The sequence below is a fragment of the Thermosipho sp. 1070 genome (assembly GCF_001682135.1).
Taxonomy (GTDB): domain Bacteria; phylum Thermotogota; class Thermotogae; order Thermotogales; family Fervidobacteriaceae; genus Thermosipho; species Thermosipho affectus.
Map to the genome: position 1 here is coordinate 1,051,103 of NZ_CP007121.1, position 25,191 is coordinate 1,076,293.

General features: G+C 32.2%; 24 protein-coding genes. 22 read left to right on the forward strand and 2 right to left on the reverse strand.

Annotated elements, in window-relative coordinates:
• Positions 1–128: 128 nt before the first annotated feature.
• From Y592_RS05195 to Y592_RS05225, 7 genes are read left to right on the forward strand one after another with little or no spacing between them, the layout of a single operon-like run.
• Positions 129–836 (forward strand): SagB/ThcOx family dehydrogenase, encoded by a 708-nt coding sequence (locus Y592_RS05195; protein WP_075665953.1) that lies wholly within the window; start codon positions 129–131, stop codon positions 834–836.
• 13 nt (positions 837–849) lie between these two features.
• The gene (locus Y592_RS05200; protein WP_075665954.1) at positions 850–3,273 is read left to right on the forward strand and encodes a hypothetical protein; all 2,424 of its coding nucleotides are present in this window, start codon (positions 850–852) and stop codon (positions 3,271–3,273) included.
• 11 nt (positions 3,274–3,284) lie between these two features.
• Entirely contained in the window at positions 3,285–4,991 is a 1,707-nt protein-coding gene (locus tag Y592_RS05205; RefSeq protein ID WP_075666715.1) for an FG-GAP repeat domain-containing protein, read from the forward strand.
• A 1-nt stretch (position 4,992) separates the two neighbouring features.
• The gene (locus Y592_RS05210; RefSeq protein WP_075665955.1) at positions 4,993–5,376 is read left to right on the forward strand and encodes a hypothetical protein; all 384 of its coding nucleotides are present in this window, start codon (positions 4,993–4,995) and stop codon (positions 5,374–5,376) included.
• Entirely contained in the window at positions 5,370–5,855 is a 486-nt protein-coding gene (locus Y592_RS05215) for a prepilin-type N-terminal cleavage/methylation domain-containing protein (RefSeq protein WP_075665956.1), read from the forward strand. Before Y592_RS05210 ends, Y592_RS05215 begins: the two co-directional genes overlap by 7 nt.
• A gap of 4 nt (positions 5,856–5,859) precedes the next feature.
• Positions 5,860–6,873 carry a type II secretion system protein gene (locus Y592_RS05220; protein ID WP_075665957.1) on the forward strand — a complete coding sequence of 338 codons (1,014 nt, stop codon included), beginning with the start codon at positions 5,860–5,862 and terminating at the stop codon, positions 6,871–6,873.
• A gap of 9 nt (positions 6,874–6,882) precedes the next feature.
• On the forward strand, positions 6,883–7,320 hold the full coding sequence (locus tag Y592_RS05225; RefSeq protein ID WP_075665958.1) for a hypothetical protein: 438 nt from the start codon (positions 6,883–6,885) through the stop codon (positions 7,318–7,320).
• Here Y592_RS05225 and Y592_RS05230 read toward each other — a convergent pair.
• On the reverse strand, positions 7,317–7,907 hold the full coding sequence (locus Y592_RS05230) for an HAD family hydrolase (protein WP_075665959.1): 591 nt from the start codon (positions 7,905–7,907) through the stop codon (positions 7,317–7,319). The two genes, Y592_RS05225 and Y592_RS05230, sit on opposite strands and share 4 nt — an antisense overlap.
• Complete coding sequence (locus Y592_RS05235) at positions 7,880–9,811, reverse strand: IGHMBP2 family helicase (protein ID WP_075665960.1); 1,932 nt, start codon at positions 9,809–9,811, stop codon at positions 7,880–7,882. Before Y592_RS05235 ends, Y592_RS05230 begins: the two co-directional genes overlap by 28 nt.
• Before the next feature lie 81 nt (positions 9,812–9,892).
• Here Y592_RS05235 and Y592_RS05240 point away from each other — a divergent pair, with 81 nt between their 5' ends.
• The 15 genes from Y592_RS05240 (at position 9,893) to Y592_RS05310 (ending at position 25,141) form a co-directional block, all read left to right on the forward strand.
• A complete protein-coding gene (locus Y592_RS05240; protein ID WP_075665961.1) occupies positions 9,893–11,785 on the forward strand; it encodes a metallophosphoesterase family protein in 1,893 nt (630 codons plus the stop codon).
• A gap of 177 nt (positions 11,786–11,962) precedes the next feature.
• A complete protein-coding gene (ord, locus tag Y592_RS05245) occupies positions 11,963–12,964 on the forward strand; it encodes a 2,4-diaminopentanoate dehydrogenase (RefSeq protein ID WP_075665962.1) in 1,002 nt (333 codons plus the stop codon).
• 10 nt (positions 12,965–12,974) lie between these two features.
• On the forward strand, positions 12,975–13,283 hold the full coding sequence (gene ortA / locus Y592_RS05250) for a 2-amino-4-oxopentanoate thiolase subunit OrtA (protein WP_088368913.1): 309 nt from the start codon (positions 12,975–12,977) through the stop codon (positions 13,281–13,283).
• On the forward strand, positions 13,276–14,694 hold the full coding sequence (gene ortB, locus Y592_RS05255) for a 2-amino-4-oxopentanoate thiolase subunit OrtB (RefSeq protein WP_075665964.1): 1,419 nt from the start codon (positions 13,276–13,278) through the stop codon (positions 14,692–14,694). The genes ortA and ortB overlap by 8 nt, the downstream gene beginning before the upstream one ends.
• On the forward strand, positions 14,687–15,070 hold the full coding sequence (locus Y592_RS05260; RefSeq protein WP_231450338.1) for an ornithine aminomutase subunit alpha: 384 nt from the start codon (positions 14,687–14,689) through the stop codon (positions 15,068–15,070). The genes ortB and Y592_RS05260 overlap by 8 nt, the downstream gene beginning before the upstream one ends.
• Positions 15,060–17,255, forward strand: a complete 2,196-nt coding sequence (gene oraE, locus Y592_RS05265; protein WP_233120231.1) for a D-ornithine 4,5-aminomutase subunit OraE — start codon at positions 15,060–15,062, stop codon at positions 17,253–17,255. The genes Y592_RS05260 and oraE overlap by 11 nt, the downstream gene beginning before the upstream one ends.
• A gap of 64 nt (positions 17,256–17,319) precedes the next feature.
• Positions 17,320–18,072 carry a TatD family hydrolase gene (locus tag Y592_RS05270; protein ID WP_075665966.1) on the forward strand — a complete coding sequence of 251 codons (753 nt, stop codon included), beginning with the start codon at positions 17,320–17,322 and terminating at the stop codon, positions 18,070–18,072.
• Positions 18,069–18,638, forward strand: coding sequence for a Holliday junction branch migration protein RuvA (gene ruvA / locus Y592_RS05275; RefSeq protein WP_075665967.1), 570 nt, complete (start codon positions 18,069–18,071; stop codon positions 18,636–18,638). The genes Y592_RS05270 and ruvA overlap by 4 nt, the downstream gene beginning before the upstream one ends.
• A gap of 4 nt (positions 18,639–18,642) precedes the next feature.
• Positions 18,643–19,122, forward strand: a complete 480-nt coding sequence (locus Y592_RS05280; protein WP_075665968.1) for a hypothetical protein — start codon at positions 18,643–18,645, stop codon at positions 19,120–19,122.
• Between the two features lie 12 nt (positions 19,123–19,134).
• Positions 19,135–19,464 (forward strand): DRTGG domain-containing protein, encoded by a 330-nt coding sequence (locus Y592_RS05285; protein WP_075665969.1) that lies wholly within the window; start codon positions 19,135–19,137, stop codon positions 19,462–19,464.
• On the forward strand, positions 19,461–20,159 hold the full coding sequence (locus Y592_RS05290) for a PHP-associated domain-containing protein (protein WP_088368914.1): 699 nt from the start codon (positions 19,461–19,463) through the stop codon (positions 20,157–20,159). Before Y592_RS05285 ends, Y592_RS05290 begins: the two co-directional genes overlap by 4 nt.
• Positions 20,147–20,677: an ATP-binding protein gene (locus tag Y592_RS05295; protein WP_075665970.1), complete on the forward strand. Its 531-nt coding sequence runs from the start codon at positions 20,147–20,149 to the stop codon at positions 20,675–20,677. The genes Y592_RS05290 and Y592_RS05295 overlap by 13 nt, the downstream gene beginning before the upstream one ends.
• Before the next feature lie 2 nt (positions 20,678–20,679).
• Positions 20,680–22,836 (forward strand): BamA/OMP85 family outer membrane protein, encoded by a 2,157-nt coding sequence (locus tag Y592_RS05300; RefSeq protein WP_075665971.1) that lies wholly within the window; start codon positions 20,680–20,682, stop codon positions 22,834–22,836.
• 14 nt (positions 22,837–22,850) lie between these two features.
• Positions 22,851–23,942, forward strand: coding sequence for an alanyl-tRNA editing protein (locus Y592_RS05305; RefSeq protein WP_075665972.1), 1,092 nt, complete (start codon positions 22,851–22,853; stop codon positions 23,940–23,942).
• Positions 23,939–25,141: a hypothetical protein gene (locus tag Y592_RS05310; RefSeq protein WP_075665973.1), complete on the forward strand. Its 1,203-nt coding sequence runs from the start codon at positions 23,939–23,941 to the stop codon at positions 25,139–25,141. The genes Y592_RS05305 and Y592_RS05310 overlap by 4 nt, the downstream gene beginning before the upstream one ends.
• Positions 25,142–25,191: the final 50 nt, after the last annotated feature.

The following is a 25,191-nucleotide window of genomic DNA, read 5'->3' on the forward strand; positions in this document are numbered from 1 at the left end:
TACGCACCTCCTGGTAAATTATATCATTATTTTCAAATTTTTGAATTTACAATTTCTGCTCTGTGATTTTAAATATTTATTTGATATAATACAATAAAGATTAAAATGATTGGAGGAAAATTGAAAATATGAAGAATAGGGAGTTTTTAAAGTCAAATTGGATGGCGATTAAAGATACGGATAGAGAGAAAGGAATTGAAAAGCCAGATGTGGAAAGAGATTGTGGAAATCTGATAGCACTTCCAAGCTTTAATATGGGGAGAAAACCTTTCTATCAGGTAGTCAAAGAAAGGCTAAGTATAAGAAAATATTCTAAAGAACCGTTAACTTTAGAGGAACTTTCTTTTTTACTTTGGGCAACTCAGGGAGTAAGAAAGTATATAGAGAAAAAGAAGGTAATTTTTAGAACAGTCCCATCGGCGGGTTCTACACATCCATTTGATACCTATCTTATTGTTTTTAACATCGATAAAGTTGAAAAAGGGATTTACAGATATTCCGGTTTAAATCATGGTTTGTGTGAGATAAAAAAAGGTAGCTTTGAGACTGATGTTATTGAAGCTACTTTGGGACAAAGATTTGTTGGAGAAAGTGCTGTGGTATTTGTTTGGGTGGCAGTACCATATAGAACAGAGTGGAAGTATAAAGAAGAATCGTATAAAACTATTGCCATTGATGCAGGGCATGTCTGTCAAAATCTTTACCTTGCCGCAACTGCTATAGATTGTGGGACCTGTGCAGTTGCTGCGTATGACCAAGATAAAATGGATAAATTGGTGGGTGTAGATGGAGAAGACGAGTTTGTAATTTATCTTGCGCCAGTTGGAAAAATATGAAGGGGGAATCGGAATGAAAAAGTTTGTGTTTGTTTTTTTGATAATTTCTTTACAGTTTTTTTCTCAAAGTTTGTATTTTGAACATGCAACAATTTATTATCCTGCAGGATATGACGAACTTGCTAAAAGAGTTGGTATGGAATTTGAAAATATTAGAAAATATGTGATAAATTTATTTAAAAATGATCCAGGCAGGGTAAATATATTTATTAAAACAAAGACTACAATCACAAATGGGTATGCTAACCCTGTCCAGAAAAATACAATTGTTATATATACTTGGCATCCAACGGGATATCTATACAATTATTTGCCATTTGATGATTGGTATAGGTATCTTTTGATTCACGAGTTCACGCATATAGTTACTTTAAAGTCTGATGAGGGTTATTTAAAAATTCTTTCCCAGTTGTCAATACCGTATTATCCAGATTTGGGGGTCTTTTCGGTTGAAGCTCCTACTGTTTTTTCTGAGTCTCAATTTTCAGAAAATTCTGGTAGATTGAGAAATCCTTTGGTGTCAGAAGCACTCTTTGATACTTTTAATGGTGAATTACCAGAAGATAAGATACCCAACGATTTTAGAGTTGGTCAGGTATTTTACAACGCAAATGGTGGTTTTTTTGAATATTTAAAGGAAAAATACGGCATGGATAAGGTTAACGCATATTTAAAAGATGCACTGAAAAGATCGTACACTTATCCTGAATTAATGCTTGGTTTTTCCATTCCATATGTTTTTCTTTTTAGGGTGCCAACCTTTTTGGAAGATTTGTTTAAAAAGCATTTTGGTAGTACATATGATGAGGAAGTTTCAAATTGGTTGTCAAATTATGTTTTAAGAAAAGGAAGTAAACAAATTTATATTGGCGAAAATGAAAGAATTTACAAGGTGGAAAGGGAAAAAGATAAACTTTATATTTTGAAAAGTAGTTTTGGAAGTGTCTCTGGATATCTGGGATATCCTTTGAATAAACTAATAGTTCTTGTAGGCAAAAAAAAGGTAGAGGAATATAACGTATCTGCAGTGGATTTTAGGGTGGACAATGGGAAAATATACGCGCTTGTAAATAGTGATAAGATGGAAATTTGGAATGTAACAGATAATAAAAAGTTATTTGAAGGGTTTATTTCCGCTTTTGATGTGGAAAATGGAAATGTAATATACGCTGTTTATGATGATAAATACGATTCATCAAAAATTTTTGGTTTAGAAAAAGTTTTTGAGGTAAAAGGATTTGTAAGGAACTTAGTATATAACGGGAAAAATCTTTATTATCTTGTGGGAAATAAACTTTGGAAAGATGATAAGTTGCTAGATGATTATTATCTAAAAGGGGCATTTTTAAAAAAACAAGGAGAAAAAGTCTATGTGATTATGAAACAAAAAGGCTATATGGATTTAGTCGATATAGATGAGAAAAAAAGGGTAACAAAAGGTTTATTTGCATTTGATGCTTTAGTGGAAGATGATGGAATAGTTTACGTAGGTTATTCCCAAGCGGGAATGAATATTTACAAAGAAGAAAAAAATTTTTTGAGAAGTGATGTGGTATTTAAAAAAGTAAGAAAAGAAAGTATATTTGAAGCAAAGTACAAAAAATCGAGTTTTTGGGAGGATAAACTCTATAGTATTACACCATCAGTTTTTGCACCTTTTGCGTTTACAACTTATTTTGTTCCCAATGATACGTTGGAAGGTTGGGGAGTTGGTGCCATTTTTGATTTTAAACCATCGGTAGATTCCGATTTGATTTTTGTGCCATTTTATACGGATTTAAAATATACTTTGGAACTACAAAGATATGAATGGATATTTAAGGAATATGGTCTGGGGTTTGCATATAGTTTTGAAAATGATAGGGTGAATTTTGCTAATTTTGGAGTTATAAAGGAAAAAGAGCCAAATATCCTTGGGTATTCGTCTTTTAACTGGATTCCATTTGTAAGAAAGGTTTCGTATGATAAAACTTTTTATATACAAGCTTCAGTAGAGGCATATTATGATATTAATGGGGTATTTGTAAATCTGACTCCTAATATAGGGATAAATGCTGTCGATAAGAATTATGGAGGTTATTTTACCTTAAGTGCAACGAAAAATATTTCTTATTTTTTGATAGGTGGATACTTTTTGGATATTTTTAACCAAAAAACGTATAGTTATATAGATGTGAATTACGATTTAAATAACATAAGGTATAGTGTGATTTTAATTTCAAATATTTTTCCTTTTTACAAACAGTCCGGTATTGGTGTTGGGGCAATTGGAAAGAATGATATTCCAAGTTTTCTAGGTTATATTTATTTGGGAATACCCGATAACAATATGCTGTATTTGCAAGGAGGTTTAAAATTTTCTGAAGGAAAATGGGGATTATTTATAGGATTTGGAATAAAACCACACATGATTACTTTTGCAAAAGATATTTTATAGGAGGTAAAAATATGAAAAAGTTTGTTTTAATTATGTTATTAATATCATTTTTTTCTTTTGCAGAAACATATACAGCAACTTTTCCTATTTCTAATTGGAGTCAGCAATATCCTGAAAAAGCTTGGGGTGCAATTTATGTAAAAAATATATCTACAAGGGTTGTTGAAGATAAAATAGTGGCAGTAAATGTCTACAAGATAAATGATATTTCTGCTGTGCCTGGATATGGTCCATTTACTCAAGTTTCACAAACATTTTCCGTTGATTTTAATAACGACGGATATGCGGATATAATTTCATTAACGTATGATGGATGGGTAGTTATTAAGAAAAATAAGATGAAGGAGACTGGTGAATTAAGTTTTGAAGATGAAAGATATTTTAGACTTTTGGTAAAAAATGGTGATGGAACGATGATTGTAGATGATTTTGATAATGATGGAAAGTTAGATTTATTTTCCTTCAACAGTTGGCAATATGCACAATATGTGGATGATGTTTTAAATAAAAATGAATCTACTTACAAGAAAATTTCAAAAGATAAGAATTTTGTAACAGAGTGGACGGTTTCTGCTATGGCGAGTTATGATTACAACGGAGATGGGTACAAGGACATATTTTACGTGGATTATAAGGGAAGATTTTGGGTATGGATAAATGATAATTCTAAAGGTAGAGAGAGGTTTTTTAACAAAAATAATATTATTAAACTTTTTCGTGATAAGGATTTGTCTTCAAATGGTGGTGGTGCCGTTTTGGATATAGGAGATTTGAACAACGATGGAATAATAGATTTAATAGCGGGACATACCGATAAAAAAGATATATACGTGTATTTTGGAAAAATTGTGAATAATCAATTAGAGTTTGATGTGGAAAATAAGTTTGTGATAACAAGAGATGGAAAATTGGGAGAACACGTAAAAGTTGATCCAAGGTATTCAAATTCAAAATCACCGGAAGATTTACCGAGTTTTGGGCCTACAATAATTAAGATAACTGATGTGGATAGAGATGGATACAAAGATATCTTTGTGGGAACAGATGCGTGGAGGCAAAATAAAGATTTTGGGGGAAGTGTGTACTTGTTTAAAGGGTTTAACATTACTTCAGATAATAAACCGGAATTTGTGAGTTTGGAATTGGTACACGGTAGTTATAGTTGGGAGGATAATCCACCGTATGATTTTGATGCGGGTACAGTTGCAGATTTGGATAATGATGGTGTACCAGATTTTGTGGCGGCAGATGGTAATCATTCCGGTAATTTTTACAAGATAATCACACAGACGCAAAAAGAGTATGAAACAGATGAAGCTGGTTATATAATAAGTGATTATCTACCAAATCTTGTTGGAATTTTACCAAAAGATTTACCAAATAACTTTGTAAAGAGGATAAAAGTAACTATTAAGTTCGATTTGTCACTTGGAGATGGTACATTTGAAATTAGATATGTAAAAAGTGGAATAAAAGACCCACAGCTTATCGATCCAGAGAGTTATCCTTTAATGCCAGGGGCAAGCGGTAAAATAGTTGGAAGTTTTACAACAGAGATAGAATTTGACAAACCTGTACCTGATCCACAGATAATAATAATCACAAGACCTGCTGGACCATTTTCCGCACCTCATATTACTTATTTGGAATACGAAATTGAAACGCAACCATCACAGGTTATAATTAAGGGATTTAATTGGATAAAAGGGGATAAATAGTATGAAAAAAGGCTCTTTGCTAGTTGAAACACTTGTAACGTTAATCATTATAACTTTTGCCTTTGGAATAGCATTTTTACCTTCGTGGAACCTTTTAAAGAAAACAAAGGAAAATTCAGAGCTTATAAAAATGTCTGAAATTTTATTGAACAAATGCGAAGAGTATACTTACTTTAGTGTTTCGAATATAGTGCCTGGCACATTCACCGAAGAGCATAATGGAGAAGTATATAAAATAACGATTTTAAAGAAGCATTTAGAAAGCAATTTCAACGTTTATTCAAATTATAGTGAAATTATTTATCCTATAATAACTGTTGTTACTATACGTGTAGAAAAAGATGGAAAGTATATTGAAGCACAGGTGGTGCCTCAACAATGGTGAGAAAAGGATTTAGTTTAATAGAAGTTTTGATTGTTATTACCATCATTTCAGTTTTGATGGGAATTGGATATGTGGGATTTGAGGTTGTATACAAAAATACGACGACAAATTCTAAGCTTTCTGGTATTACGCAAAATTTATTCTATTTGCTTGTAGATGCAAGAAGAGGTGCTGTTATTAAGAATAGAATTCATTGTATAAAGTTTGAAAATGGAAAATTTTCAAGCTTTGTTGATGAAGATTTGGATGGAATATCAGATGATGGTAAAAAATCTGAATTTTCTCTTGAAGATTCTATGGAAGTTTATCTAAATGGTAACAAAGTGGATAACTTCTTGATTTACACATACGATGGATTTTTTTTGAAAAATATAGGTGGATATTTAAATACAGATTATTCAAATTTGGAAATTGAGATAAAATTGGAAAGATCAAAGAAGATAATAATTGAGAATTCTTTACCAAAAATGGTGGAGTGATAATATGAGAAAAGGTTTTACCTTTGTTGAATTACTTATGTCGCTAATTATACTCACATTAACTTTTCAAATAGTATTTTCGGTAGTTTTTAACATAATGGAATCGTACAAGATTTCAAAAGTAAATATGCAGAATTTATACGCTGAAAGTTATGTCTCACTTTTGTACGATATTTTGGAAAATGAACTAAAATATGCTGGAAGTGGTGGAGAACTTTTAAAAAATTTGTATAAACCTAGTTATGTTTTAGGAAATGTTTCTAGTTATATTCAAAAAGGAGAAAAATATTCGGAAATAACAGATCACATATGGCTTGCAAACTCTATAGATGTAAAAGAAGATACAAATAAACTGGAATTTTACGTAACTTATGTTGTAACATACAAGAATTTTTTCGTAAGAAATGCAGACGGTACGTATTCTCCGTTGTTTAAGGGGTATGTTGGGGATTTTAGATGGGCGATAATAAAAAATAAATTATCGCCCTCTACAGAAGGTTATTTTACAAGATTTGTGAAGCTAGATGTTGAAAAAATATCGGGTCCAGATGAATTTCCTGGAATTGTGGGTCCTAAGGATACGTTTAAAATTGAAGAGATAAATCTTGCTGATCAAACGGAAAAGGTTGTGCTAGGTGACGAGGATAAGTATATCTATCCGTTGTCCAGAAATACACTTACTTCTGTAGAATTTTCAGGAAATCTTTTTAGGCAAATTAAAGTTGTGTTTGAAAAAAACACTGGAAAAATCTATATAGAAAAATTTTTCCCTATACTTGATTTAACAAAAAAAGTTTACAGACAGGATATACTGGAAAATGTGAAGAGTTTTGAAGTGTATGCCTTGTATTACCCTAATGGAGAAAAAAGACTTTCTGAAATAAAAAATCAAAGTTTTGATTTAAGCTCTATATACGCATTAAAATTTTTGGTGACGTGGTCTTCTCCATGGAAATTTGGCAGCAAAAATTTTGAAATTACAAAAACAAGAGTGATTTTACTTATTCCAAATTTGTGAGGGGAAAATATGAAAAAGGGATTTCTAAATATTTCGGTAGGTATAATTTTGATATTTTTTTCAGCAGTTTCAGCGCTTTTGTTATCTTACTTATCGAGAGATGCAATACATGTACAAGAAAAAGTACTTGAAAGTATTGATAATACGTACACAAAGATAATGTATGTTTCTGGGGCAAATATTTGGAAAAAGTTTTTAACGGAGAATGCGGCATTTTGGGATTATATTCAAAAAGAATCTGATCCTTACAAAAACACAAGTCTTGTTTTTAATACTAATTTTAAATATAATTTAAATTCAACTAGAGAGGTTGTTTATACGCTTGTTTCTACCACTACAACGTATGTGTACGTAGATAAATATATCAATGTAATTTTTGCGTTGAAAAAAGATGGAAAAATAATAGATCAAGGTATATCTTTTGACTTTGGCTGGCCTGGCATTTAAAGGTATTTTTTTATTTCACTTTTTAATAGTTTTGGTTTTTTTAAATGGATAACTTTAAAACCTAATCTTTTTCCCGTATTTATGTTTTCCAGCTTATCATCTATATACAAACATTTTGAAGGGTTTAGGTTGTACGTTTTGATTAGTATTTGGTAGATTTTTTCCTCTGGTTTAATAGATTTTACATGACTTGAAATTACAAGTCCATCAAAAAGTTTGAAAAAATCATATTTTTCGTATATGTATTTAAATGCGTTTTGACTGAAATTTGAAAGTATGTAAAGTCTGTAATTTTCTTTCAATTTATAAAGAATTTCTACGTTTTCAGTTATTGGGGTAAGTAATTCAAATACTTTATTTTTCATATGTAATATCTCATTTTTGTATTTTGGAAACATTTTTAATTTCTTTTCCCAAAGTGCGTTTTCATCTATTATCCCTTTGTCCATTAGGTTCCAATCTTCCGTATTAAAGACATTTTCCAATAAAAACTTTGTTGTTTGCATATCAAACACTTTTTCCATATATTTTTTAGGTTCCCAGTTTATTAATACTCTGCCTAAATCAAAGATGATGCTTTCAACCATTTTATCCCTCCATCATTTTCTTTAATAAACTCTATTAACCTTTTATACGTTGGATTAATTTCAAGAGTACTTGAATTTCCAATTAATATAAGTTTTCTCTTTGCCCTTGTAAGTGCTACGTTTAATCTTCTAAGATCACTTAAAAATCCTATTTCTTTTCTTTTGTTTGAGCGCACAAAAGAAATTATTATGACTTCTTTTTCGCGTCCTTGAAAACCATCAACTGTGTTGATATCGATATCTAAGTTGTAACTTCTAATTAATTCTACTTGGTCATCGTAAGGAGAAATAATACCAATCCAATTTTTATCTGCCCCTTCTTTTAGAAATTTTTCTACAATATGTTTAACAATTTGTGCTTCAAATTCGTTGAAGTATGAAGAAGAATCTTTTTTTTGTTTTTCAAAATGTTCAACATTTGAAGTGTCTATGAATATTAAAATGCTACTAGGATTTGTTATTATATCTTTTCCGCTAAAAGCAAGATCTTTTAGTGTTATATTTTTTACATGTGAAATTAAAATGTTGTTGTAAAACTCTCTGTTTGGAAATTCCATTAATTTTTCGTTCATTCTATATTGGATTTTTAGTACCTCACTTCTTTTTGGATATTTTTCAATCAATTTCTCAAAGAGTGTTATAGAAAGTTCTTTTGCCTTATTTGAGAGAATAGTTGGTGGAAGTTGTTTGTGGTCTCCAGCAAGTATAAATTTTTCACCTTTGGATAGGGGAATCAATATACTTGGAATTGTAGATTGTGTAGCTTCATCAACTACAACCACATCAAAATTGTATTTGTCCAATATGTAAGAAGAGGAGTTTGTGGAAAAAACAACTTGAGAGTTTTCGATTATTTCATTTGCTATTTCCTCCTCTACTTTTGAAATTTTTTCTTTGATTTCTTCTATTTTGTTGTTTAGCTTTATCCATTCCGCCATGTCTTTAATTACTTTTAGAGGTATTCCCCGCTGTGTTTTGTTGTTTTTTGCAAGTTTTAATATTTGATTATCATTTAGTCCCCTTTTCCATTTTGGTATGGGTTTTTGAAATGTTTCTCTTTTTTCAAGTAGCTTTTCAAATTCATATTTTAATTTTTCTATATTTTTATATCTTTCGTGTGTTTGAATTTGAAAGATTAGAGATGATTTCTTTAAATTTTTGGAAATTCTTGAAGGATGTCCCAGTCTTACATGTGAAACCTTATTTTCCAATCTTTCTATTAAATTATCCACTGCCAGATTACTATCCGCAGTTACCAATACTTTTTTTCCTCTTTTTACTTCTTGTATGATATATTCAACTAAGGTTCTTGTTTTTCCTGTGCCAAAAGGTCCATGGATTAAGAAAAAATCCTTGCTTCTTAAAGCTTTTGAAATTGTAAGTTTTTGAAATTTGTTTAATTTTTTATCTACTTCTTTGAATTTTTCTATGCCATTATCGGAAAGTATTCTAGTTTCTAGTATGTATGTCAATACTTTTTTTCCGTTCTTGTTTAAATTTTCCAAATTTTCGATTTGTCTTTTGTATGTTATGTCACTTGCGTATAAATCAAGTCTTACCTTTTTAAAACTTTTTGGAAGCAAGTTATTTGTTGATATAGTTATAAACCTTGTGCCTTTTTCCACGACTATACCCTTTATGTCACTTTTTGTTGGATCATTTTTACTTATTATTACCTCGTCTCCAACGGATATTTCTGTGTCTATGACTTTTTTTCTACCGAATTTTATAAGGTACATACCTAGTTCTTCTCCAATTATTTTTGGGGTGAGGTCTAAAACGGCACGCCCTTTTTTTTCTCTTTGTGGTCCAGTTAGATTTTTCATTTCCCATTCCATTATTTTTACTTCTTCATTTCTTTCGAATTCAACAAGTTGTATTAATCTTTTGATGTATTTATCCAATTTAAATCACCTCAAATAGATTATATCATTGTTTTTTAGTGATATAATATACTAATAATATGTGAAGGAGGTATTTAAGCAATGAGATCGAAGATTATTACTTTTTTATTAATATTTTCCGCTATGGTATTTTCATTTGTTAATTTTAAGGGAATGACGCCATTTGTGGAAAATGAGAAATTTGTATTATCGAATGAAAATGTGGTGGCATCTATTGGAAATGATGGGCTTCTTGAAAATTTGGCATTAAAGGAAACAATGTTTGATGCAATATACAACATGTATTTTACACTCGATAAATCTAAAGTATCTTTTAAAAAAATAGAAGTGGTAAGTAATGAAAAGATAGTGGCATATGGAACAAACGGTACAAAAGATGTACGTGTTGAGTATGTGTTAACTCAAAATGGATTACACGTTAGTGTCTTTTCAGAAGAAGCAAAAGAGTTAAGAATGTTTTTCAAAGAAAGTGACTTGGATCCTATCTTTTTTAAGGAAAAAAATTATACTTTTATTCAGTGTAGGCATGTAGCATATGGTGTGATTTTTCCAAATGCGTTATCTATGTACAGAATAGGTGCTTTGATGTTTATGTCAAGAAAACCAGTGTTTGTAGGTAATTATTCAAAATTTGAATTTGATATTGTTGTTGATTGGGATGTACATAGTTTAAGGGAAAAATTTGGATTATTAGAATATCAAGATAAGTATGTGGTTTTGGATACGGAAAATAAACCTGTTGGAAATGTAACGGTGGTATTGTTAAAGGGGGATAAACCAGTAGATGTTTCAACCAGTAATTTTAAAGGGGAAATTTATTTTTCCGGTGTTGGAGATAATTTTAAATTGTTAAACGAGGATTTAAAAATAAAGATTTTTTCAAATGGTAAGATAGTACTCAATTTGCCAAAAAAGATTAGATTTTTATGGCAACCGTATCTTACTGGACTTTCAACGGATAATGTGTATGTGACATTCAAAGTTAATAGACCTAGCACGGCGGTATTGTTTATAAACGGTAAAAAAATAGAAGACAATCTTTATGATACATTTCATATGGTTAAGATAGATGATTTAAGTTTATCAACTAATTATGAAGGTGAAGTTGTTGTAGGTCGTTTAAAGGAGAAAATATCCTTTAAGACGGCAGGAGACAAAAAATACAAATTTTTAGTTTATGGCGATACTAGGACAAATACAGATTGGCATGAGATTATTTGCAATGAGATGTCGAAAGAAAATGCCCTTTTTGTGCTTCATACAGGAGATCTTGTAGAAAGTGGTCCTCAATTATTCGAGTGGGGATTGTTTTTTAATACGGGACATTCTCTTTTTTCAACAACCCCTATTATGCCTGTAATAGGAAATCACGAGCATAATGCCGTATACTATTATCAGGCTTTTATGCCACCAAAAATGGGAGGAGGAGATTTTCTTAAACAGTGGTATTCTTTTGACATGGGGGATGTGCACTATATTGTGCTTGATAGTGATGTTCAAGAGAATACTACTTTGGGTTTTTATCAAACTCAATGGTTAGAGAAAGATTTAAAAAAGACGAAAAAAGCTTATGTAATTGTATTATTTCACCATCCTTTCTTTTCAAATGTAAAAGGAAGGGGTCAAGAGTTTAGAGAGAAATGGCATGAACTTTTTGTGAAGTATAAAGTTTCTGCGGTTTTTAACGGACATATCCACCATTATGAGCGTTTTTTCAAGGATGGTGTAATGTATGTAACAACTGGCGGAGGTGGAGCTCCTTTTGGATATGGATTATATTCCAGTGATGTCTCTTATTTACCATTTTCCAAAGCCGCTGCAGCAGGTTATTTACATTATGTTGTAGGTAGTGTAAAAGATGGTAGTATCCATTTTGTTGTAAAAGCGGTTGGAAGGGAAGAAAATCACAAACTTTCAAAAGTATATGAAATTCTCGATGAGTTTGATATTTATCCCAGAGATTTAGAAAATTGATTAGGTCCCCGTACGGGGACCTATTTTTTTGAGCATTGCTATATAAAAATGTGTATAATGTTATTTTTTACGCTTTATTATTTTTACGTAAAATTAATTGAATTTATACAAGATAGAAAAAAAATAAAACACATGATAACATTAGAATGAAAAGTCTTAAAAAAAGGAGGTTCTAGTATGAGAATAGTTTGTTGGGGATTAGGTGCTATGGGAAGTGGAGTAGCAAAAAACATAGTTGAAAGTGATTTTATGAACTTGGTAGGAGCAATAGATTTTAACCATGCGGGAAAAGATGTTGGAGAAGTCTTAAATATGGAAAAGTTAGGTGTTGAGATTTCAAAAGAGAAAGAGATTATAGAAAGGACAAATCCTGATTTAGTTGTTATTGCCACATCTTCTTTTGTCAAAGATGTACTTCCGCAAATAGAATATGCAGTGAAAAACCACTGTAATGTTATTACAATAGCAGAGGAGATGGCTTTTCCATTTGATTCACACCCGGAGGAATCGTTATACATGGATAGTCTTGCAAAAAGATATGGGGTTTCCATCTTAGGTACAGGGGTAAATCCCGGTTTTGTACTTGATACTTTGATACTTTCCTTAACAGGTGTTTGTAATAGGGTGGATAAAATTATTGCAAGAAGAATAAATGATCTTTCTCCTTTTGGAAAAACAGTTATGGAAACACAAGGTGTTGGAACTACGCCAGAGGAATTTGAAGAAGGATTAAAGACGGGAAAAATAGTTGGACACATTGGATTTCCACAAAGTATTATGATGATAGCAAGGGCGTTGGGATGGAATATAACAAAGATCGAAGAAGAGAGAAAGCCGATAATTTCAAATGTTCATAGAGAAACTCCTGTTGTAAAGGTGGAACCTGGTATGGTGGCAGGTTGTAATCACTCTGCAAAGGCTTATATAGGTGATAGGGTAGTTATTGAAATGCAACACCCTCAACAGATACATCCACATCTTGAAGGGGTGGAAACAGGAGATTATATAGAAATATACGGAGATCCAGACATAAAACTTGCTATAAAGCCGGAAATACCAGGTGGTAAGGCTACAATAGCAATAGCAACGAATATGATTCCTATAGTAATTGATGCAACACCTGGGTTAAAGACTATGGCGGATTTACCTGTACCAAGGTCTATCCTTTCAACAAAATGAGGTGATTTTTATGCATGCAAAAAAAGGTGATTGGGTTCAAATTCAACAGATACTTTTAAAACCAGAGGAAAGAACCGCACCACTGCCAGAAGATACCCAAAAGGTTCCCTTAATGATGAGGATAAAAGGGTTTTTGATTAATGAAACTGCAGAAATTGGACAGGAAGTTGAGATAAAGACATTAACGGGAAGACTTGTAAAGGGGGAACTAGTTGCAATTAATCCAAAATATGAACATGATTTTGGAGAACCTGTTCCAGAACTTATCACAGTAGGATTGGAACTTAGAAAGATTTTAGAAGGTGATAATAATGTCTGATTTATCGTACAATGCAGTTATGTCTAGAAAAAATGAGATTATGAAAAGAGCGGTAGGTATAGATTACGAAAAATTTATAATATCAGATATTGTTTTTGACTATGAAAAAATGATGCAGGAGGTAGGATATAGTTTAGAAAAAGTCAGGGAGATTCAACAAGAAACAGGGGTTGGGAACACACCATTAGTAGAGTTAAAACAAATTAATAGGCTTATAAAAAAGATTGCTCCAAAGGGTAAAGGTGCACGGATTTTTATAAAAGATGAAGCTACAAATCCTTCTGGAAGTTACAAGGATAGAAGGGCGTCTGTGAGTGTATATCATGCACAAAAACATGGATATAAAGGAGTAATTGCCGCAACTAGTGGAAATTATGGAGCGGCAGTTGCATCACAAGCAGCAAAACGTGGTTTAAAATGTATAATTGTACAAGAATGTTATGACAGTAAATGGATTGGACAACCAGAAATTTTAGAAAAAGCCAGGGCATGTGAAGCATATGGAGCAGAAGTAGTCCAATTAACAGTAGGTCCAGAACTTTTTTATTATACATTAGTTTTACTTGAAAAAACGGGATTTTTTAACGCTTCTTTGTACACACCATATGCAATAGCAGGAGTTGAAACCTTAGGCTATGAGATAGCCAAGCAAACAAAAGAGCTTGTAGGAAAATATCCGGATGCCGTGGTGATTACCCATGCAGGTGGAGGAATTTTAACTGGAACTGCAAGAGGATTGAAAAAAGCAGGAGCTGTAGAAACACAAGTGGTTGCAGCGAGTGTTAATTTGAAAGGACTTCACATGGCAAGTGATAACGATTTTAATAAAAAGTATTTTACTACGGGTCATACGGGTTTTGGATTACCTTTTGCTACCTTCCCCGATAGATCAGATGTACCAAAAAATGCAGCACGTGCTTTAAGATATATGGATAAATACTTACTTGTTTCCCAAGGAGAGGTTTTTTATATAACAGAAATGCTTGCGCAACTTGAAGGTATGCAAAGAGGACCTGCTGGTAACACTTCGCTTGCTGCGGCATTTGCACTTGCACTTGAAATGGATGAGGATAAAGTAATTGTGGTTAATGAAACGGAATATACGGGTGCTGGAAAACTTCCATCTGCTCAGCTTACTTTTGCAAAAAAGATGGGAATGGAAATAAAAAGAGGAGATCCAATTAATGAGGACTTGCCTGGGAAAAGAATAGTTATTCCAGAGCATCCTTCGCAGATAGGATATATCGAGCTTAACATGGATAATGTAAGAAAAAGTTATGTAAAAGAAGTGATGAAAAGGTATAACAAAAGAAAGTTTAGTGATGAGGAAATCAAATTTATGGCTGAGGATACAAAGACTACAGAAGAAAAAATAATGCAAATTGTTAAAGATTTACTTGGAGGTGAATAAGTTGAAGCCTAGAAAAGATGATTTTAAAGAAAGAAGTAAACATTTACAAAAGATGACCGAAGAAGAACTTAATCAGTACTTTTGGCATCTTGTTGAAAAAGTTGTTGATCCTCTAATAGAGCTTGCAGAAACACATACTTCTCCTTCTGTGGAAAGATCAGTACTTCTTAGAATGGGATTTAATAGTTTGGAAGCTTCAAAAATTGTAGATTTAGTTTTTCAGAGAAATTTGTTGGGAAAGGGCGCAGGTCACATTGTTTGGAGAATAGCTAAAGAGAAAAATATGGATATTTTAGATGCAGGAAGGGCACTTATAGAAGGGAAGTATTGGGAAGATGTGGATAGGATATTTAAAGGGGTGAATAATGATGCTTGATCCAAAAAAACCTATAGATATAGATGAAATATTGAAAGATTTGGATAAATATAGGCCAAAGAGAAAAGGGTGGGTGTGGAGAAAAAGACTTCCTGAAGGTACGAAAATAGGAGATTACAAGTACTACCAAGTTAGCGAAGACTTGAAAAATTCTATTCCTCTTCCCGCTGCACACTATTTTGGAAGTATAGATCCACAACCTGAGGTTGTAATTACTTCGGAAATTGCCTCTGGAAGGTTTGAAGATGATATCAGAAGAATGAGAATGGCCGCTTGGCATGGAGCAGACCATATTATGGTTATAAGGACTTTGGGACAATCGCATTACGATGGACTTATTGAAGGTACACCAGAAGGTATAGGTGGTATTCCCATTACAAGAAAACAACTTAGAGCTACAAGAAAAGCCTTAGATTTGATAGAAGAAGAGGTAGGAAGACCTATAAACTTTCACAGTTATGTGTCGGGGGTTGCTGGACCTGAAATTGCCGTTTTGTTTGCAGAAGAAGGGGTAAATGGAGCGCACCAGGATCCTCAATATAATGTTTTGTATAGGGGAATTAACCCTATTCGTTCATTTGTAGATGCTGCCGTTGCAAAGAAAATTATGGCTTCTGTTAACATGTTACAGATTGACGGTGCACACAATGCCAATGCCTCTGCAAAGCTTGCATGGACAGTTATGCCTGAACTTTTAGTACAGCATGGAATTAATTGTATGTATTCTTTAAAAGCAGGAATGAAGAAAGAATATATTGCACTTTCTACAGTACCACCTGTTGTAGCACCAATGCCCGAGTTTAGGTATAACCTTCCTTATGCAGTGGCTTTAAGAGAATTATTTGATGGATTTAAATTTAGAGCTCAAATGAATACAAGATATATAGAATCCGATTTATTTGATGCGACAAGGATACATGTGCTTAATACATTGATTTCAAGACTAACCTCTGCTGATCTACAATCAACTATTACTCCAGATGAAGGTAGAAATGTGCCGTGGCATGTAAACTCAATACGTGGAGTAGAAACGGCAAAGCACACCTTAGTAGCATTAGATGGAATGAAGCAGTATGTGAAAATAGACGAAAAGAAAATTAGGGAAAGGGTCAGAGAACTTAAAATGCGTGCAATTTTAATGCTTGAAGAAATATTGGATATGGGAGGATATTTCGAAGCGTTAGAAGCAGGGATGTTTGTTGATAATGGATATTATCCAGAGAGAATAGGAGATGGAATTGCAAGGAAGAAAGATGGCGAGATAGCTGCAGGTACAGTAGTACCAAGAGAAGCAGATTACATGGCGCCAGTTTGCGAGCATTTTGGTTACAACAATTTACCAAAAGATATAGAAAAGCCATGTGATTTAATTGGTGGATGTACTTTACATAATCCAGATAAAATACAATTTATAGACGAATTAGATGAAAGTGATAATGTTAATGTTAGACTTGAGAAGATAAGGGATATGAGGAAAAGAAAGGTTATTAAACCTGAGGTTGAGTGGTTTTCAGATGGTTGGATCCAAATGGATATGACATTTGCACTACCTAAAGAACTTGCAGAAGCTGCTGCTATAGCGTTGTGTGAAAAATTAGGGCTTGAGGAACCAACGATTATTCATAAGACAATATTACATCCATCTGAAGGAACATATATTGAAGTGAAAGCAAAGGTGCCATTTGAAATTGAAATTGATAAATTGGAACTTCCAAAAAAACCTGAAACTTTGCCTGAAGAAGAGATATTCGAATATGTAAAGAACAATCCTATACACGTAGTTGCCGGTACAGTGGGGAATGATGAGCATTCTGTTGGATTAAGGGAAATATTGGATATTAAACATGGAGGAATTGAAAAGTATGGTATAAAATATACGTATCTTGGGACAAGTGTTCCACCCGAAAAGCTCATAGATGCAGCTATTGAGACTGGAGCAAAGGCAATACTTGCATCTATGATTATAACCCACAATGATGTGCACGTACAAAATATGAAGAAAATCCACGAATTAGCTATTGAAAAAGGTATAAGGAATAAGGTTATAATTATTGCAGGTGGGACACAAATTAACAATGATTTGGCAATTGAAAATGGTATGGATGCAGGATTTGGTCGGGGAACAAAAGGAATACATGTTGCTTCATTTATAGTAAAAAAATTAAAGGAGAAAGAATCTAAATAAAAGTCCCGGTTTTCCGGGACTTTTTTCTTTTGAAAGTGGTATAATATTTTTGAGGTGATAATATATGAGATTTGTAGATACGCATGCGCATTTACATATGAAACACTTTGATAAAGATAGAAAAGAAATAATAGAAAAGTTAAATGATTTTCCGTTTTTGGTTAATGTTGCCACTAATATTGAAGATAGCTATTTATCTTTATCTCTTGCAAAAAACTATGAAAAAATTTACGCTACAGTAGGTGTTCATCCACATGATAGTAAAGATGTGAGTAAAGATTATCTTGGGGTTTTGGAAAAGTTAGCAAAAGACGAAAAGGTAGTAGCCATCGGAGAAATAGGATTGGATTATTATAGAAATATTTCACCTTTTGAGATTCAACAAAAAGTTTTTACTGAGCAACTTATTTTGGCAAAGGAGTTAAATTTACCAGTTGTTGTGCATATTAGGGATGCATATAAGGATGCGTATAATATAATTGAAATGATAGGACATTTTAATGGGGTAATACATGCATTTAGTGGTGATAAGGAATATGCGTTGAAGTTTGTAAAATTGGGATTTTTTTTGGGAATAGGGGGACCTGTAACGTATAAAAAGAACGAAAATTTAAGAGATGTGATCAGATTTGTGGGAGAAGAAAATATTGTTTCAGAAACTGATTGTCCATACCTTCCACCACAGCCGTTTAGGGGAAAGAGAAATGAACCGGGGTATGTAAGATTTGTTGTGGAGGAAATTAACAGGGTTTTGGGGGAAGATGTTTCAGAAACTCTTGTGAAAAATGCGGCAGAATTATTTGAGGTGAAATTGTGATACATGCAATATTCGGGGTTTTAGAAAAGATAGAAAACGGAAAGATTTATTTAAATGTAAACGATTTAGTCTACGAAGTTATTGTAGGGGATCCTGGAGTCTTTGAAGAATATTTAAGTCAAAAAATTAAAGTTTTTACCAAGATGATAGTAAATGATGATGGAATAAATTTATATGGATTTTTAGATGTTTTGAAATTGAAATTGTTTGAAAAGCTATTGTTAGTTAATAAGCTTGGACCTAAGACGGCGTTAAAGATAATAACTTCTAATGATGTATCATACATTGTAAGTGCAATTGTCAATGAAGATGTAAAAGCATTGTCCATGCTTCCAGGGATAGGGCCAAAGACTGCAGAAAGAATTATTTTGGAATTGAAGGATTCAATGAAGGAATTTGATTTAACAATGAGTAAAAAAGATAAAAAGGTGATTGAGGCGATAGAAGCGTTGGTTACCTTGGGATTTAGTAGAATTCAATCTAAAAAGGCTGTTAATAGAGTTTTAGAAAAGGATGATACTTTAGATGATGTAATAAAAAAAGCGCTTAAATTTTTAAGCAGGTGAAAAAATGAAAGTTTCGGCGATCTCAAACCCTATGTTGGGTTACAAACTTGACTTAGGAGAACCAGGACTTTCACATGGTGCGCCTGCAAGTAGAAGTGTATTAAGGGTTTTAAATCAGGAGCTGAGTAATTATTTTGCTTTTAAGAGAAAAGCCGAAAAAGAAGGCGGGTACATAATTTCTGGAGGAATTTATCTTGACATTAGAAAACGTGGTTCTTTTTTAGCTGCAGTTGCGGGAAAGACAAAGGTTTGGATGTACATTCCAGGTCGTAAAAGTGAAGAGAAAAGTACACCAGTTGATACAAAACACATAAGTGATAAAATAAGGCAAATTGAGATGAAATTGAAACTTGAGCAAGACCCTGTAAAAAGAGAGGAATTAAAAAGACAAATTTTGTTATTGGAAATTGCCAAAAATGCTTTGGCATTTGGGATGTCTGTTCCAAAGTATTTGTTAGGGATTTTGTTTGATCAAACTGCTTAAAGGGGGCTTTTTATGAGACTTTCCGAAATAATTGAGAAAATAGGTGCTAGAGAGGTTTTTTTGAGAGATGATTGTGAAATCCTTCACGCATATACAGGGGACTTACTGAGCATGGTCATGAAAAATGCAGAGAGTAGTTCTATATGGATTACCGTTCAAAATCATTTGAATATAATTGCTGTAGCGGCTATGACTGGAATCAAAGCAATAGTGCTTTGTGAGAATTTAGACTTTTCAGATGAAGTCATAGAAAAAGCAAAAGAAGAAAATGTATGTCTTTTAAAGGTGTCTGATAATGCATTTGTTGTTTCGGGAAAGGTATATGCATTGGGGATAAGATGAAGTGTGATTTACACATTCATACGTGTTTATCTCCCTGTGCGGATATTACAATGGTTCCAGGTGAGGTATTAAAAAGGGCACCAGATGTTGTGGCTATTTGTGATCATAACATTGGGGGAAATGTGAAAAGTTTTAGAAGTGTTTTTCAAAGATGTGGTAAGTTAGTTGTACCTGGAATTGAGGTCCAGACGATAGAGGATGTACACATTTTAGGTTATTTTTTTGACATTTCTTCTTTAGAAACCTTTTCTTTGATAGTAAAAAAACATCTGCCAAAAGTTAATTATGATCCGGAACGCTTTGGATATCAGTTATATGTAAATGAAAAGGATGAGTTTACAGGCGTTGAAGAAACACCATTGGGTTTTCCTACCGATTTGTCTTTAGAAAAAGTAGTTTCCCTTATTTTAAAGTTTGAAGGAATACCCGTATATGCGCATATAGGAAGAAAATTTGGAATTCTGCACCAATTGGGTGTATTTCCACGTTTATCGGTGAATATTTGTGAAGTTACAAATAAAGAAGAACTGGATATAGCACGTAAGAATGGGTTTGTAGCCATATCTTCTTCTGATGCCCATTTTTTAGAGCAGATTGGTGAAAGATATAGTATAATAGATTGTGAAATAAAAACGGTAAAATCTGTATTACTTTCTATTGTTGAAGGCAAGGTGAAAACGATATGGGACTTTTGACTATAGCGGATCATGTTTTGGATATAGCCGAAAATTCTGTGAAAGCAGGTTCAAAAAATATAGTGTTAGAAATATTTGAAACGGATAGGGAATTTACCTTTGAGGTAAGAGACGATGGACCTGGTATTAAAGATTTAGATAGAGTTTTTGATCCTTTTTACACATCGAGGGATAAAAAAATAAGAAGGTTTGGTCTGGGACTTCCATTTTTAAAACAAGCGGTTGAAATGACAGGGGGAACTTTAGATGTACAGACAAAAATAGGTGTAGGTACAAAAGTAAGGGCTACTTTTATGAAGAAACATATAGACTGTCAACCTGTAGGAGATTTAATTTCCGTATTTTTATCACTTTTAATGAACAAAAATGTAAATTTCCGAATCAAAAGATGCAGAAATGAAGAGTGTTATGAAATAAGTTCAGAAGTTGTAAAAAAGTACTTAGGAGAACTAGATTCTCCAATTAAAATAAATATTTTAAAGGAAATGATCAAAGAATTAGAATACAAGGAGGAATAAGCATGCGAAAGTTTTTTGTCCTTTTCTTTTTGGGAATCTTTTTATTTTCATTTGCAACTGTACTTGAGAAGGTAACTATTAATGGGTTGAACCTACTCAATGAGAAAGATTTGGAGTTTGCATATTCTCAATATTTGGGAAAAGATATTAACGATTATGCAATTTTAGATATTGTAAAATCCTTAAAATCCACGGGTTATTTTTCAAGTGTTGAATGGTCGAAAATTGAAGGAAAAGGTTTAGAATTAGTCATAGATGTGGTAGAAAATAAAAAGGTGGAAAAAATAGATTTATCGGTAGAAGGAGTTGGATTAATTTCTAAAGAAACTTTGGCTGCGTCTATTACTTTAAAGGAAGATAAGCCATTTAGTTTTGTAAAATTTAGGGAAAGTATTTTAAATATCTCAAAAAAGTACGAAGATGAAGGTTATGTTGTTTCGAATGTTTTTTCAAAAAATAAAGAGCAGGCTTTTATTTATGTTTCTGGAAGTGTTAACGCAACAAGTGTGACTTTTAAAGTAACTGAATATGCATTATATGAAGTGGAATTTTCCGGTGAAACGGAAAATATAGAAGATATTTTGACCAAAATAAAGGAAAATTCAAAATTAAAAGAATATAAAAGTTATTTATCAAAAAATTGGTTTTTACGTTTATTTGACGATGAAAAATCTTATTATCCAAAGATGTCTGATTTGCAAAGAATATTTCAAGAGTTTGGAAAGTATGTGTATTTTTCACCATACTCAAAAATACAAATTTTAAATGTGGAAAGTGAAAAACCATCAAAAAAGTTGAAAATTATCGTTGTGCAGAATAGACTTATAAAAAATTCGTTATTTTTTGAGAGTGTGGAAGTAGAAGGAAATACCTTATATGATTTTCCAGAAATAACTGCGTCTGGCACACTGACGAATAATGATTTGTTAGATATTTTACAAGAAGTAAAAGATTGGTATGAGAAAAATGAATACATAGTAAATGTTCAACCAAAAATAAAGGATAACAAATTTATTGTTAGTGTAACTGAATACAAATTTGGAGATGTGAAGATTGAAGGTCTAACAAGAACAAAGAAATACACTTTTGATGATTTAATTTCCATTGTACCTGGAGATTTTGCAAATAAAGATGAACTTAGAAAAACATATGTTGAGATTTATAAAACACAATTTTTTGATAATATAGATTTTGATATTACACCTGTTTCAACTGATGTTTTAGATGTAAAGTTGAAATTAGAAGAGAAAACAAAAAGATTTAACTTTATAGGAGGAGGGGCATGGGGACCTCCTGGTGATGGAAAACCGTGGTATGAAGGATTTGCAGCGCAAGTTCAATTAAAGACTATTAATCCGTTTGGATTTGGACAAAATATTGGTTTGAATCTTTCTTTGGGATTGGAAAATAAAGTAGTGGGGCTTGAGTATTCAATAAGAAAGCCATTTGGAAGACCGTTAATTTTTGGTACGAAATTAAATTATTCTTATTCAACTGATGATGCAACTATAACTAATAACGTGGGATTTAGTATATCTCTCAGTACTTTGAAGATAAACAACAATTCATATATCTTTGGGGCTGGTGTAGATTACAAGACTACTGTTTCTACTCAAGTTAGTGAAGAATATTTGGGAGGAAACGTATTAGGTGGATATATATTTGAAACACTCGATGATTTAATAATTCCAACGGAAGGAATTTATCTAAACTTTACAGGGCAAAAATACTTTAAGGTTATGGGAAATGCACCTGTTGCGTATAAATTTCAAGAGGAAGCATCTATTCATATACCATTTGGAAAGTTTTCGATAGCCTCTCGTTTATATGCTTCTCAACTTTTACAGGAAGAAGGCAACAAAATATACAATTATTTGTCTGGATTAAACAGTCTTAGAGGAGCAACACTTGAAGGGAATATGGCATTTCTCTTAAACAATGATTTAAGATATGTAGATAAAAAGAGTAATTATCCATTTTACTTTTCGTTATTTGGTGATGTGGCGTATGTGGGTGATACTTACACATTTGATAGGATAGATTGGTCTATAGGAGTAGAACTTGGTTTAAATGTTCCAATGTTGGGGTTAATAAGAGTAGGTGAAGCGTATTATAACGATAAGTGGAATTTCTTCTTTTTAATGGGAAAAACATTTTAAAGGAGAGGATTTAATTGGAAATTGTTGTTGAAAGTATTGTAAAGGATGGAGAAAAAATATACGCTGTTTCTTCAAATAGTCCGTTTTATGTGGATTTTAAGGGAGGACAACTTGGGGATAGAGGGTACATAGGTGATGCCAAGGTTTTAGGTGTGTTTGAAAAAGATAGGAAGATATATCATAGAATAGATAAAGAGATAAAACAAGGAATCTTGGAGGTTTTTATAGATGAAAAACATAGGGGATTTGTAAGGGCACACCATACAGCACAACATATTTTATCTGCTTCACTCCATGAAATTGCAGATATAAATACGGTGGGATTTAGAATGGGATTTGAGTATACCACTATAGATTTAGATGTACCCTTTATTGAAGATAATGTATTACAAGAGGCCGAAATACTGTCAAATGAAATCGTGAGAAAATGTTATAATGTAGAGGAAATTTGGGTTAAAAGATTTGAACTTGATAAATTTAATCTTAGAAGGGCTGTTAGTGATAAAGTGAAAGGTGATATAAGGATAATAAAGATTGAAGATTTTGATTATTCACCATGTGGCGGTTTTCATGTGAAGAATACAGGAGAGATTGGAATAATAAAGATATTGAGAAAAGAAAAGGTTAAGGGAAACCTCACAAGGGTTTATTTTGTTGCTTCTAGTTTAGCTTTAAGTTATTTTCAAAAGTATAATAAGATTTTAGGCGGGATTTCAAAGAGTTTAACTAGTTCTGTATTTGAGCTTGAGGAAAAAGTTTCAAAAACGTTGGAAGATTTAAAAATGTATGCATCTAAAGTTGAAAGACTTTCTCAAGAATTGGCAAAGTATAAGATAAGAGAAATTAAAAGTGTTGGTGATGTGTACTATTTAGAAGGTGAAAAGGAAATATTAAGATATATTCCAAAATTTTTTGACAAGAAAGATGCTCTTTTAATTCTATTTGATGGTAAAAGTTATAGTTTTACATCAACTGGAAAGTACAACGTCGGTGAAATTATAATGAAATTAAAAGAAATATATGGTGGTACAGGAGGCGGGGGAAGAAATAAAGGGAATTATATTAGCAATATAGGGTTTAATAGATTGTTGGAGGTGATAGAATGAAAAAAATTTTGGTTTTAGTTGTGGTATTGTTTGTATTTTTAGCTTTTTCGAATATTTTCCAATTTTTACCTGAAAAATTTGATTCGTTGTTTTATGTACCAGATTTAACACAATTTTACAATGCTTTAAAAAAGACAAATACTGGAGATGTATTTATAAATCAAATAGGTCTTGAACAGATGGTTTTGGGTATTTTGGAGCAGCAGCTAATGATGCAAAATTACACCTTAGATGATTTGGATTTATTTAAGGAATTGTTAGTTGCCTCAACTGTTGATGGAAAGGCAGTTATAGCTATTGGACCTTCTAAAGACCCACAAAAAATAAAGGAAATTTTTGAAGCGTTCTCAGGAATGCAATTTCCGTCTGAGGTCTTGGTTAAGGATGGTTATTTTGTATTTTCAAATTTACCGTTTGGCGGAAAGCTACCTAACAAGGTTAAAGAAAATATAGAAAAAGGCTATTTGGCAGTAAGTTATGTAAATACTAATGAGGATTTAAAAGTAGAAGGGTATGGTTATGCAAGACTAGAGGGAAATACATTTAGACTTTACAATGAAATTGTTCCCAAAGACCAAGAAACTAAAGATTTTATTTTAGATTTGGAAAAACAACAAGGAAAGGATATTTTAAGTGATAATAAAATAGGAGGAGATTTGTTTATATTTTTGAACAGAAAGATTCCAAAATCTTTGTTGAAGCTTTTAACAGACGTTACAGAAGAGATAAATGTTGATTTAAACAAATTTTTGGAAGATTTTAGTGGTACGGCTTACATATCTGCTAACATATCCGATTTTATATTAAACGCTCTTTCTGGTATGCAGCAATCAACTGTACCTTTCTATGGTGTGGTATATTATAGTGGATTGAATTGGGATGATTTAGAAGGAATAAGCAAATTTGAGATAATAAATGGTAAAAAATATGGGGTTGAAGTTACCAAAGAGGGTACACCTGTTGTGTATGTGAATTTGGAAAGTGACAAGATGACATTATATGGGATAAGCCCTGATCAATATACACCAGGTGATAGAACATTTATTGAACAAAATTACAGTGATGATTATTTCTTTGGAGTGTTATTAAATTTAAGTCCTACTATATTTAATTTCATAGGTGTAGACACAGAGGCCTATTTGAAGATACAAGTTTACGCAAAAGATGGAAAAATATTTGCAAAATCCGTTTTAAAGTGAAAAAAGATTAATTGAAATCCAGGTAATCACTGTTACCTGGATTTTTTTAT

Coding starts and splice junctions, on each gene's coding strand:
- Y592_RS05200 (WP_075665954.1), top strand. CDS start 850: ATGAAAAAGTTTGTGTTTGTTTTTTTGATAATTTCTTTACAGTTTTTT.
- Y592_RS05285 (WP_075665969.1), top strand. CDS start 19,135: ATGAGACTTTCCGAAATAATTGAGAAAATAGGTGCTAGAGAGGTTTTT.
- Y592_RS05195 (WP_075665953.1), top strand. CDS start 129: ATGAAGAATAGGGAGTTTTTAAAGTCAAATTGGATGGCGATTAAAGAT.
- ord (WP_075665962.1), top strand. CDS start 11,963: ATGAGAATAGTTTGTTGGGGATTAGGTGCTATGGGAAGTGGAGTAGCA.
- ortA (WP_088368913.1), top strand. CDS start 12,975: ATGCATGCAAAAAAAGGTGATTGGGTTCAAATTCAACAGATACTTTTA.
- Y592_RS05230 (WP_075665959.1), bottom strand. CDS start 7,907: ATGGTTGAAAGCATCATCTTTGATTTAGGCAGAGTATTAATAAACTGG.
- Y592_RS05290 (WP_088368914.1), top strand. CDS start 19,461: ATGAAGTGTGATTTACACATTCATACGTGTTTATCTCCCTGTGCGGAT.
- Y592_RS05310 (WP_075665973.1), top strand. CDS start 23,939: ATGAAAAAAATTTTGGTTTTAGTTGTGGTATTGTTTGTATTTTTAGCT.
- Y592_RS05295 (WP_075665970.1), top strand. CDS start 20,147: ATGGGACTTTTGACTATAGCGGATCATGTTTTGGATATAGCCGAAAAT.
- Y592_RS05210 (WP_075665955.1), top strand. CDS start 4,993: ATGAAAAAAGGCTCTTTGCTAGTTGAAACACTTGTAACGTTAATCATT.
- Y592_RS05280 (WP_075665968.1), top strand. CDS start 18,643: ATGAAAGTTTCGGCGATCTCAAACCCTATGTTGGGTTACAAACTTGAC.
- Y592_RS05205 (WP_075666715.1), top strand. CDS start 3,285: ATGAAAAAGTTTGTTTTAATTATGTTATTAATATCATTTTTTTCTTTT.
- Y592_RS05240 (WP_075665961.1), top strand. CDS start 9,893: ATGAGATCGAAGATTATTACTTTTTTATTAATATTTTCCGCTATGGTA.
- Y592_RS05215 (WP_075665956.1), top strand. CDS start 5,370: ATGGTGAGAAAAGGATTTAGTTTAATAGAAGTTTTGATTGTTATTACC.
- Y592_RS05300 (WP_075665971.1), top strand. CDS start 20,680: ATGCGAAAGTTTTTTGTCCTTTTCTTTTTGGGAATCTTTTTATTTTCA.
- Y592_RS05225 (WP_075665958.1), top strand. CDS start 6,883: ATGAAAAAGGGATTTCTAAATATTTCGGTAGGTATAATTTTGATATTT.
- ortB (WP_075665964.1), top strand. CDS start 13,276: ATGTCTGATTTATCGTACAATGCAGTTATGTCTAGAAAAAATGAGATT.
- oraE (WP_233120231.1), top strand. CDS start 15,060: ATGATGCTTGATCCAAAAAAACCTATAGATATAGATGAAATATTGAAA.
- Y592_RS05270 (WP_075665966.1), top strand. CDS start 17,320: ATGAGATTTGTAGATACGCATGCGCATTTACATATGAAACACTTTGAT.
- Y592_RS05220 (WP_075665957.1), top strand. CDS start 5,860: ATGAGAAAAGGTTTTACCTTTGTTGAATTACTTATGTCGCTAATTATA.